The sequence below is a fragment of the Thalassospira permensis NBRC 106175 genome (genome assembly GCF_000714555.1).
Classification (GTDB): Bacteria; Pseudomonadota; Alphaproteobacteria; order Rhodospirillales; family Thalassospiraceae; genus Thalassospira; species Thalassospira xiamenensis.
Genome location: NZ_AUNC01000014.1, coordinates 67549 through 80196 on the forward strand (window position 1 = coordinate 67549; position 12648 = coordinate 80196).

Sequence of the window (12648 nt, forward strand, 5' to 3'; positions counted from 1 at the left end):
AGACTAGTTTTTCTCGGACTTGATGATTTCCGTCATGGTTACCCCCAGACGGTCTTCGACAACCACCACTTCGCCGCGTGCGACCAGACGGTTGTTTACATAAATATCAATAGCTTCCCCAACCTTGCGGTCAAGCTCTACCACTGCGCCACGCCCCAGTTTTAGCAGCTGGCTTACCTGCATGGTTGCTTTTCCAAGGACTGCCGAAACCTGAACGGGAATGTCGTAAACCGCTTCGAGATCCTTGGAGGTCTTCATGGCATCGCTGCCGATCTCGGCGGCGGCCAGAAGTTCGGTACCTTCGCCCTCTAGCTCGATATCATCATTATCGAGTTCCGAGAGTTCAAGATCGTCATCATCGGCCATTTTCGTCTCCTGATCCTTGAGCTTCCTGCGTCACATCGGCTTCTGTTTCGTTCCGGGTATCGGGTTTGCGATCTTCCTGCAACGGGTTCCCATCCTGTTGTCGCGGATCGCTTTTCTCCTCATCCCGGATCTGAGTGTGCGACGCATCATCCTTGGGGGATGTTGGCATATTAACCTGTTCTGTGCCATGACCTTCTTCGATCTGGCCTGTCGGTTGACCGGCTTGGTGTGATCCGGTTCCACCATCCCTGATATAATTATCACCTGTCGGGGTGGCCTGCATTTCGGAAGTATCAGGTTCTGTCGCATAGGTTGGTGTCAAATCATGCCCCGAAACGGTTGTTTCCGGTTTCGCCGACGGGGTTTCTGGACTTGCCGGGCGGGGGGCGGGCGGAAGGTCAGCAAGCCGGGTGTTCTGGACATCAGGATCGCCCATGTCATTTTCTTCAAACTCGTGCTCCTCGCTATGATTTTGAAGGACACGTTCGACGATATCGTTGATTTCGGCCCAGATGCGTTTGGTTTCCCGCACAGCCGTTCCGTCACCCCACGATACATGGCAGTCACCCAGATCAATATCGGGCTCGCCAACAACCGCGACCTTACCCGAAAAACCCCGCGACTGTGCGATTTTTTCAACACTTTCGGAAACCATGTCGCTGATATCGGGGTGGACCTGAACGATCACCTTGGGAACATCGAACAGATTGGCAAGGCACTGACGGACTATGCTTTCGATTTCAGTCAGTTCGAACTGTTTTGACCAGGCCGGGGCGATTTTGCGCATGATGCCGACGGCAACATGAATGGCATCCTCGTTGATGCGGGCATTGGCACGTTTCTGCTGTTCGTCAATTTGCGCAAGTTTTTCGGCAAGTCGTGCGGACGTATCTGTCAAAGCCTGTTGCAGGGATGACTGGATTTCCGCGCGGCCTTGCTCGACACCGCGCGCAAAGCCTTCTGCGTCGGCTGCCTCGCGCGCAGCTGCCTCGGCCTCTGCAATCATCTGGGCGGCCTGTTCTTCGGTATAAACCGCTGGAGGCGGAGGCGGGGCTTCGTCCTCTTTCTTCTTTTTCTTTTTGCCCAGAGAATAATGTTCATCATCCGAACCGGACGAACGAATGACGTTATCGGCATCATCGAAACTGAGCGAGAATTTGAATTTTTCAATGGCCGTCATATCGAACCGCTGGTTTGATTTGTGCGACAAGCAGGCCGGCGGCCTTATGCCAACCTGCCCGTGAATGAACCGTCAGGCATATCAGGTTTCCTGATAAAGCCAGTTGCGAATGATCGCCAAAGCTTCTTCCGGGTGCTTTTCGACAATTTCACCAATTTTCTTGACCGAAGATGCTTTAACCCGGCCCTCGACCATCGAAAGGTTGATCAGTTCTTCGCCTTCATCACTCATCCCCGGCGCCATTGGAACCGGTGATGGGCCCGCAAGAGCTGGTGTTCCGTCGGCGGTCATTTCGTCGGCTAACAGCTGATTTTGTGCCATATCGGCTGCATTTGGCAGGGTTTCGAAGGCACGGGTCAGAAGCGGGCGAACCACCAGCAGGATAACTAGGATCGCAACGATGGCCAGGACCAGCATTTCCGCGATGCGGAAGATTTCGGCCTTATCAAGACCAAGGAACGTTTCGACATCTTCGTCCGGGAACAAGTCTGCCGCGTCGGCAAACTGCATGTTGATCACTTCGACCTGGTCGCTGCGCGCAGGATCATAGCCGATTGCGCTGCGTACCAGCGCCGCTATTTTTTCCAAATCTTCCGGTGATCGCTCTTGGTAGACGCGTTCACCATTTTCATCTGTTGTGTAGGTGCCATCGACCAGAACCGCCACTGTAACTCGCGAAATTTCGCCGATTTCCTTGACCTTGGTCGTGGTCGTTTTTGAAATCTCATAGTTGACGGTTTCTTCCGAGCGGTTCTCCTGGCTGCTGGTTCCAGAACCTTGACCGCCATTAAGATTAGGGTCAGGAAGGTTGTTCTGAAGTGTAACCGGATCTGCGCCGTCTGTTTCAGTATTGGTCGAGTTCTCGTCAATGGTCTGGCTGGACCGCACCACCCGTTCGTCGGGATTAAATCGCTCGTCCGCTGTCGTCACCTTGTTGAAGTCCATTTCGACCGACACCTCGGCACGAACTTCGCCATAACCAAGGGACCGGGAAAGAAGATCTTCGATCGTGTTGCGCAGACGCGTTTCGTTGCGGATGCGCATCTCGTCTGCGGTCTGGGTCAGGAAGGTTGAAGATTGTTCTTCACCCTGACCACGCGCCAGAAGACGGCCGCGTTCATCAATGATGGAAACCTTGCTTGGTGTCAGCTGGGGAATAGCCGCAGCAACAAGATGCTGGATCGCTATAACCTGTTCGGGTTTAAGTTCCCCGCCGGCCATTTTAACTGCAATTGATGCGCTGGCTTCCTGGGTCTCGCGCGAGAACATCTGACGTTTGGGCAAAACCAGATGTACACGGGCCTGTTGAACGGACTGTATGGAGGCTATGGTACGGGCCAATTCGCCCTCAAGGGCGCGAACATGGTTAATGTTCTGTTCGAAACTTGTTGCACCAAGGCCGCTGCCACTATCGAACACTTCGTACCCGACGGAGCCGCCGGTCGGCAACCCGCTTTCCGCCATTGACAGGCGCATACGATTGACCTGATCGGCGGGAACAAGAATTTCGGTGCCGTTATTCAGAAGCTGGTAGGAAACCTGCTGTTCTTCGAGACGGTTGACGATCTGGCTTGCATCCGCCGGGTTCAGATCACGGTAGAGCAACTCCATATTCGGTGCCGAAACACGCAGAATAAGGAATGCAAAAAACACAAGCAGCAACACCCCGACGCCACTGATGGCCATCAGGCGTGTCGGTCCAAGACCTTTAAGCGTTTGCAATAAACCGCCCACGTTCGACTGCTCCGGATCGATTGTTACCACTGTCCCCAATACCGGCAGATGTCCGCACAATAGCTACCGGTATCATCAACGAATAGAAGCGCATATTGAAGAACAGGTTAACGACCGGCAATTATTGCCCAGTAATGTGTTCAAAATTCGCCAGCGATTTGAATCGCTTGTATCTTTGTAAAGATCAATATGCCTAAAGATATATAGGTAGTTTGAGCGCCAAAAAGAAGCCCGGCGCTGAGGCCGGGCGAGTCTCTATCACATGCAGCAGTTCCAAAGAGTATAAAATTACCCTTTTTCGGCATCAATTACCGTTTGACGCGGATCAGTTCGTCGAGCATTTCGTCGGTCGTGGTGATCGTCTTGGTGTTCGCTGAATAGGCGCGCTGGGTGACGATCATATTGGTGAATTCTTCAGCAAGGTCTACGTTAGAACCCTCAAGTGCGGAAGCAACCACTTTACCGGCACCATCTATGCCTGGTTCACGCAGAACATAGTCACCGGAATCACGCGTCTGACGGTATACGTTGCCACTTTCAGCACCGAGTTCGTCGGGCGCTTCAAACGTTGCAATGGCCAGCTTGAACATCGGACGTTTAACACCGTTGGCAAACTGAACTTCAAGGAAGCCGTCGCTGGAGAAGCCATAGCCAACTTGGCTACCTGCACCCGCACCATCCTGATTGATAAAGTCCGTCGAATAGGAAACCAGGTTGCCGTTTGCGTCAACACCACCACCTTTCTGGGTAATGCCGTTACCGACGCCGGGATTACCCAGATCAAGGGTTATTTCCGATGCGTTGGAGCCATTGGTATAGGTGATGCTGAGCGGTTGATCGATCAAACTTGCACCGGTGGAATCGGTAAATGAGGAAATCACGCCGTCACCGTCGAAATTCAGGTAACCGGACTGAATAAGACCATTCGGGTGTGCCGATGGATCAAGGTTTCCTGCCGTTGTTTGGCCTGTAAGTTCAAATGCCCAGCGGTTCTGTGATACTTTGAGGAAGCGCAGGTTAACGGTATGCGCAGACCCCAGAGAGTCATAAACAGTGATCGGCATTGTGGTGTTTTCATCGACAGTCCCTGCGGCAATGCTACCCGGTGTGTAGGTTGCGGCCAGTGTCGCCGGGAATGGCCCCGCAAAACCAAGAGCAGTCAGCGGTGTGTTGTTATTGTTTGTCACAGTAACGTTTTGATCACCTGGGCCTGTGATCGTCAATGTGTCGTCAGTACCTGTCGACGTCGCCGATGCATTCACTCCCGGTATCGCACTGATTTTTGCTGCGATATCGTTCAGGGTATCTGTACCAGTAATCGTAATTGTCGTCGTGTTGCCATTAACCGTAATGTCAAAGCTGTCACCAGCGGCGATGCCCGCTTGTCCAGCAAGTGCTGTGGTCCCATTGATACCCAGAGTTGTCGAGGTATCGGTACCCCCGGCAAATGGTGTTTGGTCGGCATCAAGGTTACCGCCAATGCTGATGTTACGGGTATCGGCAGAGGCACGCAGGATGCGGTTTACGTCGATAACCTGAAGGTCGCCTACGGCCGCGCTGTTCGAAGACGTTGTATTGCCTAGTTGATCAAGAAGGTTTCCATCTCGATCAGTCGCCCAACCCTGTACAAAGAAGCCGGCTGTATTTTTCAGATAGCCGTCATCATCAGGTCTGAAGTCGCCCGCACGGGTAAAGAATACTTCGTCATTCGCATTCGGTGTTGCAGTGTCGCGTACGACAAAGAAACCATCCCCCGAGATCGCCGCAGAGGTTGTCGAGGAAGAAGATTGCAGCAACCCCTGTTTGCTGATCATCGCTGTTGGATGAAAGCGAACACCACCAGGAGTGTAACGGGTCGGAGTGGCGGATTCCGTTACAAGTGTCGAGAACCGGCCGAGAGTCCTTTTATAGCCGATCGTATTCATGTTGGAGATGTTATCGGAAATCACACCAAGATTCTGGCTCTGAGCGTTCAAACCGGAAACACCGGAAATCATTGCACCGAAAAGGCTCATTTTCTTTCTCCTGCACTTACAGGCTGTTAATTACAATACCGTGTCTGAGCGTCAGGCCGCTTGGTCCTGCTCTTCATCATCGGTTGGAGTTTCGTTTGTCGGAGTTTCGTTTGTCGGAGTTCCATTTGCGCCAAGCTTGACATTGGTCAGTGTCTCAAACGGAACAGACACTCCACCGATACGCAGGTAAATGCCGTCATCGGCAATATCGACACTTTCTACGATTCCTGAAATTCCGATATAGACCTCTGCTGGTTTGCCGGATTTATCAGCATATGTGTTCCCGCTGCCATCCTTGGGTTTGACCACAAGGGTATAGGCACCTTCTGGCTGGGCGACGCCGCTATTGCTTTTCCCATCCCAGCTGAAATCTTGAAGGCCGGATTTGTCGGATACAGTTTTGGAATAAACGGTATCTCCATCCTGATTAACAATCTGAAGCTCCACTTGCGGAACGTCAGCTGGCGAAACGTTGTATTTGAAATCGATGCTGCCGTCTTTTTCCAGCCAGCTCGTATCACCAACAGCCTCAATCCGGGCTCCGACATAAGACAGAGCGGACAGTTGGCGCTGCTGTTCCTGCATTGAAAGCAGGTCTTCCAGATTTTGGTTGGTCTGGATGCCTTGCTCGACCTGTGCAAACTGGCTTAGCTGATCCGTAAATTTGTCCGTCTCCATAGGAGAGGTTGGATCCTGGTTTTTCAACTGCGTCGTCAGAAGCGTCAAAAACGTATCCAGATTGGCTGCAAGTTGCTGCGACGATGCGCTGGAAGTAGCGTTCTTGTCGGCTTGAGAAAGGCCAATATTTGATAGGGAGGATACAGTCATAACTTCATTCCCCTATTTCGCTAAATTCGAATATCGACAAGGCCATTGGGATTGATCCCATAGCCAATGGCGACATGTTCTGCGAGCTCGGCTCCGCTTAAAATATCGCCGTCATTAGGGCTTGATGCAGAATTGCTTCCAACCCGTTGCTGACCTTGGCTGTCCCGACCATTGCCACCTTCATTACGATGTTCAAAGGTGAAACTTTGACTGTCGGCATTCAGGCCGGCGTCTTTCAGCGCTTGCTGCAATGAACGCGCATCTTGTCTCAGAAGATCCAACGTTTCACGGGTGTCTGCTTGAATAACACCCTGCACCCTGCCGTCATGGGAAATTTCAAGCTTCACATCAACACGCCCGAGATGTTCCGGGCGAAGCTGAACCGAAATCTTTTCAACACCATCATTTGCGGCGTTTCGAATATGCACGGCAACCTGTTGCTGCACTTGCTGGGCTGGGGTTTGTCGTGCGTTTGCCGCAGTGTGTCCGCTTTGCAAATTGCTGTTCACGCTGTTCGATGAAACGCTGCCTGCATTGTTTGCTGTCGGCGACGCGCTTCCTTCAACGGACGAAGTGTTTACCGTTTTCGCGGGGGCTGCGGCTTGGCCGTTTTGCGGCGTTGTCTGCTGCGGGATGGCTGTAGCAGCTGCCATCTGTTGTGATGCAGTATTGTTTACCGCAGAATTTGCCGTGGTCGAGCTTGTGGTGCTGCTTGTTGGATTATTGCCGCTGCTTGCATTTGAATTGTTGTTGGTGGTGGAAGTCGTATCACCCTGTTTGGCCGATTTGGCGACACCATCACCGGACATATCGTCCAGGAGGCTTGCCAGGAAATCATTTTTCCCATTTAGAGGGGATTTTTTATTCTCTGCACCGGTTACGTTAGCCGCCATTGCGCTTTGTGACATGATCGCAGCGTCACTGGCCGACTTGCCTGTCGACATGCTCGGCGCATTGGATAACGCGGTAGACCCCATCAACTCAGACGTGGCGGTCTCCGGGGACTGAACCAAATTCGTCCCTTCTCCAACCTTTTGGTTGGGGTGGACCGTCTCGGCCAAAACCGTAATTATTGTTGCTTCGTCACCACTCGTTGCCTTTGGATCCGTGTTATCTTCGGTTGCAGCTTCTTTTTGGGGGGGATTGCCCGTCTCGTCTCCAGAATTAGCTTCGGATGAGGGCTTCTGCTCTACTTCGGTACCTTCGGTATCTTCAGCTTTAACAGCTTCCTGCTGATCCCGCTCTTCATCACGTTGAGCTGAGTCTTTTTGCTTTACGTCCTCGCGCGGTTTCATGTCTTTTTTCTCGTCGCGGGGCACATCTGTTTTGTCTTTTACCGACTGCTCGGCAAATTTTACCTCGTGTTGGGGCTGTCTCGTATCACTCAGCGACCGGTCATTGCGATCGCTAGCCTTCATCGCATCCATCACTTTCCCGAACGCCATATTGCTCTCGCCAGCCAGCCTTGGGGCTGCGGCGCTTGCTACGGCAGTGGTGCGAAAATTGATTTCAGAACTAATCATGACAGAGGTCCCTTTAAAGACAGTGCAATGATTAGAGCAAAAGGCGGGCCAGTTTCGCCAATGTGGTTAAGTCACTAGAAAATCACTGATTTAATAGAGAGGTTGGTTTGAGGTGAGGTCTTCAATGATGGATGTCTTGCTCAAAGGGCAAAAATTGCCTGTCTTTTCACGGTGTGCATACGAAAACACCGCCCTGCAAGACAGAGCGGTGTGTTACTGCGCAACGAATACACGTAAAGGCGCCCGTTAAATGGACACAGAAATACCTGTCCGTGGTGGAACAGATTCCTGTTCCTGGCTGTAGGACGTATTCTGCTGTGGTGCGGGTTGATAAGCATTGCCGGAGAAACCAGCATTCCCCAAAGCCTGATTAAGCTGAGACGTGTGCGCTTTTCGCATCTCAATACGAAGTTCTTCGGAACTTTTTTCTGCAAGCTGTTTCCAGCTTTCCCGGAGGGGAATAAGCAGGTCGATGACATCCTGAGCGGGCTGTGTTTTGCCCACAATATCAATTGAGACCAGATGATTGATGCAGAATCGGTACAGCTTGTCCATTCTGCCTGCAAAGTCCGGCGCAGCTTCATGGTCCAACGCATCCATCAGCTGGAAGATGATTTCCTGCGCCAGACAGTTGGATTCACACCGGCCCATTACATCTTTTGATTCGCCTTTGGCAATCACGTCACGCAAGTGGATAATCGCTTTTTCATACAACATGAAAACGATCTGCGCCGGGTTGGCGCTATTCACCTGCTGCGCTTTATAAGCCAGGGCTGCATTCCCGTTCATGTCATACTCCTATTGATTTCCACCATGTTTAATCAGACAGAATAGCTACTGATAAAAACGGGTACTTATTGGTCTTTCTGCGAGGCAGCCATCATTTCGGTCAAAGACTGCTGGATCGTTTTCATCTGCGCGAGAGCTTCTTCCATCTTGATAAACTGGGTAAGAAGACTGTCCTTCTGGATAGCCAACCGGTCATCAATCTTGGTCACTTTTTCACTATACGACCCATTCTGAGTCTGGAGCTTGTCAATTTCTTGTGAAAGGATGCCATCACTCTCGTCAAGAAGCTTTTCCAGGCCGAAGAAAAGCTGTGCTCCAACACCGACGGAGACGGTAACATTAGCCGTAATCGTCGCGTCATCGGGACCATTATACAACAAAACCAATCCATTTGCATTGGTTGCGTCGGTCGCCGAAACACTGTTCGAGCCGAGTGTTTCTGTCGATCCTGCTACACCGTCTACATCTGATCCGGTGATGGCGCCTGCGGTGGACGTGATATTGAACGCGTACGTGCCAGCCTGCACTTTTCCGCTGAATCCAGTAACCGTCACGTTAGGGTTATCAGTTGTCGTTTTTAACCCAAACAGTTCGATGACTTCTTGTGGTTCAGAAAGAAGAGCCTGATTGAGCTTGGTTTCATCAAGTTCAAGCGTACCCTTCAGGTAGGGGTCCGTTTGCAAAGGTGACACTGTTGATATGCCAATGTCGGCCAAAAGCGAATAATCTTCTTCATCCGGACCACGATTGGTAACACCTTCAGCTTGCGACGACACCATCATTTTCAGTTGCTGCTGAATGCTTCGAACGGTTGGGTTACCAACCAGATAAGCATCTTCACCAGCTTCGCCCGTTACCGGATCGACATAGGTCTGTTCGTTGATGAAGGTTTGCAAGGCGTTATATGCCTCGACGACATCCAGGATGGCTGTTTTAGCCGTGTTCAGGTCACGCTCAACTTCAATCCGCACTGTTGTTCCGGGTTCAGCATCATACAAATTGATACTGGCGCCGGTAATGATATCGTTGATATCGTTACTGGAACGCGTGATCGTCACACCATCAACCACCAGAGTCGCATCTGATGCCACTTGTGACTGATGTGCAAGTTGCAAAGGATTTTCTGGATCAGAAATTCCGCCGTCAAACACGCCAAGAGAAGACAAAACAGAACCCGTCGTATCTTCAAATGTGGTCACAGCATTTGCCGTACCTTCGTCAACAGACGAAAAAACAAGGGTGCTTTGCGTGTCGCTGACTTTGACAACACTTGCACGAATTCCCGTCGTTCCGGAGGCAGCATTCACCTTGTCGCGGATATCAATCATCGAATCGCCCGCTTCGACCGAAATCGTTGTGGAGCCTTTGGCTGTTCCCAAAGTGAAGGTGCCCGTTCCGGTCACGGCTGTCAGGTCGGCGGACGTGGTGATGTTCTGTGTTGCTGTCGAGAATTTCTGACGCTGAGCTACGGACTGAACCTCCAGCTCGTAAATCCCTTCCGGTGTCGCATTTGATGCCGTTACGCCAACAAGTTGAGCCGCCGGAGTTGCGGTTCCCGAACTGCTGGATGATGTTAGATAGACACCTTTGGCTTCAAACGCATCCTTGGAATTGTCGAAGCTCATCGCACCATAGAGGGTGGAAAGAGCGTTCTTGAGCTCGGTCGTCAGCGACTTTATTGTATTAAGAGAGGTTAGAGCATTCTTATTAACATCTATCTTGTCTTCCAGATTCTTGGCGGGAATCCGGCGCGCTTCAATCATCTTGTCAACAATGTTGACAAAGTCGATGTTCGAGCTGCCGCCAGACAGTTGAACCCTGCCGTTTGCTCCGACGTAGATATTGTCGAGATTAATACCGCTCATAACCTTACTCCGGAATTCGGAATGTGTGCTTGTCCCGGCAAATCAAGATTTTTGCGAGACATGGGCATTACAGAATGTTCCTCGAACGAAGCAATCTGTGTGCCATTAAACAGGCGGAAAATGTTGCCTACACTTCGACGTCGATCAGTGGGCCTAAAGAATCGCGCAATCTGGCGATCAATGTCTGCATGCTTTCAGATGGAATCTGACGCAAGACTTCTCCACCTGCATCGCGTACGACCGCAATGACGCGTCCGGTATCTTCGCTGTAGCTCAACTGGACATCCAGATTGTCTATACCTAGCTCGGAAGAAACATTTCGCGCAATTTCCTGACTAAGCGCTTGAGTAAAACCGCTTACGTCATTGCCTTGATTTAGACTGGCTGCGGATCCGGTAATAGATGCGCTTGCAGAAGACGTGTTCTGCACATTGCGCAAAGACGAAGCAACTACCGGGCCTCCAACCTGCTGCGTCGAACTCTGTAATTTAACGGCTTCCATTTTCCGGGCTCCAATACCTGCGCGGCATTTTAACCAGTTGATATCACGGGGGGAGTTTGCCTACCCCCGTGATAATAATCAACCGGTTACTGCAGCAGACGCAGAAGGTTCTGCGGCATCTGGTTCGCCTGACCAAGCATCGCGATACCCGACTGCATCAGGACCTGTTTTGACGAGAAAGCTGCCATCTCAGAAGCGACGTCAAGGTCGATCAGGACCGAGCGGGCATTCTCGCTGTTTTCCGAGACAGTCCGCAGGTTCTGAGCTGCGAATTCCAAACGGTTCTGGTTCACACCGACACTTGCGCGTGCAGTCTGAAGTGCGTTAATCGCCGCATCGATCAGGGGGATCGCCGTGTTTGCGTTCGTCGCGTCGGCACCGCTAAGGTCAACCGCTGCAAGGTTAAGACCAGCCGCAGCTGTTGTGACGTTGACCAGCGTAAATGCCAGATCGTCCTCAGCGGCAGTTGCGCCCGTACCGACCTTGAAGTTGAGTGTCACGGTTGCATCATTCAGAACATTGACACCGTTGAATTCGGTGTCGTTTGCTATACGAGTGACCTCACCAAGCAGCGACTGCGCTTCATTGTTGATGTAGCCGCGTTCAGTGGTGCCGAGGTTTTCAGAACCTGCCTGCACTGCAAGCTGTTTTACGCGCACGAGAATGTCGTTGATCGTGCTCATGCCACCATCCATAACCTGCAGGAGTGCACCTGCCTGGCTGGCGTTGGTGGTGGCAACCTTCAATGCGCCGACTTCCGCGTTTAAACGTGCGCCGATGGCCATCGAGGCAGCATCGTCACGCGCATTCATCACGCGCTTACCGGACGACAGTTTTGAAAGGGAATTTGTTGCCGACGCGTCAGACGCAACCAGATTGCGATGAGCGACGTTTGCGGCGTAGTTGGAAATAACACCAAGACCCATGGTCTTTACTCCTACTTGGACTAATATAAATCGGCTTCTTGCCAATCCTGCAGCGCATCTCGTCCTGAAATGCCCACAGATGCGTGAAGTTTTATTTCATTAAACCTCACGGTGATAAAATAGGGTATATTTATACAGGAGTCTAGTAAAAAAATGTTGAAGCGTCTTTTTTAACAGTTATCGCGCGTTCACGCTGCCTGACGTTCTGGTTGTTCATCAATGGACAAAAATCGGGGCGGATCTGATTTGCTTTTGAGGTGCGACAGGGCGGGTGAGATAAATAAAAAAAAGGCTGGCCAAAATGGCCAGCCTTTTGCTGAAAGCTGTTTTGATTACTGTAGCAGACGCAGAAGGTTCTGCGGCATCTGGTTCGCCTGACCCAGCATCGCGATACCCGACTGCATCAGGACCTGTTTCGACGAGAAAGAAGCCATTTCAGAAGCAACATCAAGATCGATCAGGACTGACCGGGCGTTCTCGCTGTTTTCAGAAATAGTGCGCAGGTTCTGTGCTGCGAACTCCAAGCGGTTCTGGTTCACACCAACGCCTGCACGTGCAGTTTGCAGGGTGTTGATTGCGGTGTCGATCAGGCCGCTGGCGGTGTCGGCATCTGCCTTCGTCGTCAGGTCAATCGTAGCTGCATCAATACCAAGAGTCGTTGCCGTCACATCAGAGGTTGTGAAGGTCAGGTCATCTTCAGCTGCAGTTGCGCCGCTACCAATTTTGAAGTTGAGGGCGGTTGCCGAGTTCAAAACTTTCACACCGTTGAATTCGGTGTCATCAGCAATACGTTCAATCTCGTTTGCAAGCGCTGTTGCTTCGTTGTCGATATAACCGCGCTCAGTGGCACCCAGGTTGTCCGAACCCGCCTGAACCGCAAGCTGTTTCATGCGAACGAGAATGTCGTTGATGGTGTTCAT

The 12648-nt window shown here is 51.5% G+C and carries 11 protein-coding genes; all 11 read right to left on the bottom strand.

Annotation, left to right across the window (positions count from 1 at the left end; translation table 11 throughout):
* Window positions 1-3: 3 nt before the first annotated feature.
* Window positions 4-366, bottom strand: a complete 363-nt coding sequence (gene fliN, locus SMB34_RS09565) for a flagellar motor switch protein FliN (protein ID WP_007091338.1) — start codon at window positions 364-366, stop codon at window positions 4-6.
* Window positions 356-1546, bottom strand: a complete 1191-nt coding sequence (locus SMB34_RS09570) for a FliH/SctL family protein (protein ID WP_040059517.1) — start codon at window positions 1544-1546, stop codon at window positions 356-358. The genes fliN and SMB34_RS09570 overlap by 11 nt, the downstream gene beginning before the upstream one ends.
* An 81-nt stretch (window positions 1547-1627) precedes the next feature.
* The gene (fliF, locus tag SMB34_RS09575; protein ID WP_007091340.1) at window positions 1628-3280 is read right to left on the bottom strand and encodes a flagellar basal-body MS-ring/collar protein FliF; all 1653 of its coding nucleotides are present in this window, start codon (window positions 3278-3280) and stop codon (window positions 1628-1630) included.
* 308 nt (window positions 3281-3588) lie between these two features.
* Window positions 3589-5277, bottom strand: coding sequence for a flagellar hook protein FlgE (locus tag SMB34_RS09580; protein WP_240478795.1), 1689 nt, complete (start codon window positions 5275-5277; stop codon window positions 3589-3591).
* Window positions 5278-5346: 69 nt separating this feature from the next.
* Complete coding sequence (locus tag SMB34_RS09585; protein WP_037989547.1) at window positions 5347-6123, bottom strand: flagellar hook capping FlgD N-terminal domain-containing protein; 777 nt, start codon at window positions 6121-6123, stop codon at window positions 5347-5349.
* Between the two features lie 20 nt (window positions 6124-6143).
* Complete coding sequence (locus tag SMB34_RS09590) at window positions 6144-7646, bottom strand: flagellar hook-length control protein FliK (RefSeq protein ID WP_037989550.1); 1503 nt, start codon at window positions 7644-7646, stop codon at window positions 6144-6146.
* Window positions 7647-7892: 246 nt separating this feature from the next.
* Window positions 7893-8435 carry a flagellar export chaperone FliS gene (locus SMB34_RS09595; RefSeq protein WP_037989552.1) on the bottom strand — a complete coding sequence of 181 codons (543 nt, stop codon included), beginning with the start codon at window positions 8433-8435 and terminating at the stop codon, window positions 7893-7895.
* Between the two features lie 65 nt (window positions 8436-8500).
* Window positions 8501-10300: a flagellar filament capping protein FliD gene (gene fliD, locus SMB34_RS09600; protein ID WP_037989555.1), complete on the bottom strand. Its 1800-nt coding sequence runs from the start codon at window positions 10298-10300 to the stop codon at window positions 8501-8503.
* 127 nt (window positions 10301-10427) lie between these two features.
* Window positions 10428-10802, bottom strand: a complete 375-nt coding sequence (locus tag SMB34_RS20880) for a flagellar protein FlaG (protein ID WP_076519672.1) — start codon at window positions 10800-10802, stop codon at window positions 10428-10430.
* Window positions 10803-10888: 86 nt separating this feature from the next.
* Window positions 10889-11728 carry a flagellin N-terminal helical domain-containing protein gene (locus SMB34_RS09605; protein WP_007091346.1) on the bottom strand — a complete coding sequence of 280 codons (840 nt, stop codon included), beginning with the start codon at window positions 11726-11728 and terminating at the stop codon, window positions 10889-10891.
* 332 nt (window positions 11729-12060) lie between these two features.
* A partial coding sequence (locus SMB34_RS09610; RefSeq protein ID WP_037989557.1) for a flagellin occupies window positions 12061-12648 on the bottom strand: 588 nt, incomplete at its 5' end.

Bases quoted from the DNA above. Each gene is read 5' to 3' on its own strand.
- fliN (WP_007091338.1), bottom strand. From the start codon at position 366: ATGGCCGATGATGACGATCTTGAACTCTCGGAACTCGATAATGATGAT.
- SMB34_RS09570 (WP_040059517.1), bottom strand. From the start codon at position 1,546: ATGACGGCCATTGAAAAATTCAAATTCTCGCTCAGTTTCGATGATGCC.
- SMB34_RS09580 (WP_240478795.1), bottom strand. From the start codon at position 5,277: ATGATTTCCGGTGTTTCCGGTTTGAACGCTCAGAGCCAGAATCTTGGT.
- SMB34_RS09585 (WP_037989547.1), bottom strand. From the start codon at position 6,123: ATGACTGTATCCTCCCTATCAAATATTGGCCTTTCTCAAGCCGACAAG.
- SMB34_RS09590 (WP_037989550.1), bottom strand. From the start codon at position 7,646: ATGATTAGTTCTGAAATCAATTTTCGCACCACTGCCGTAGCAAGCGCC.
- SMB34_RS09595 (WP_037989552.1), bottom strand. From the start codon at position 8,435: ATGAACGGGAATGCAGCCCTGGCTTATAAAGCGCAGCAGGTGAATAGC.
- fliD (WP_037989555.1), bottom strand. From the start codon at position 10,300: ATGAGCGGTATTAATCTCGACAATATCTACGTCGGAGCAAACGGCAGG.
- SMB34_RS20880 (WP_076519672.1), bottom strand. From the start codon at position 10,802: ATGGAAGCCGTTAAATTACAGAGTTCGACGCAGCAGGTTGGAGGCCCG.
- SMB34_RS09605 (WP_007091346.1), bottom strand. From the start codon at position 11,728: ATGGGTCTTGGTGTTATTTCCAACTACGCCGCAAACGTCGCTCATCGC.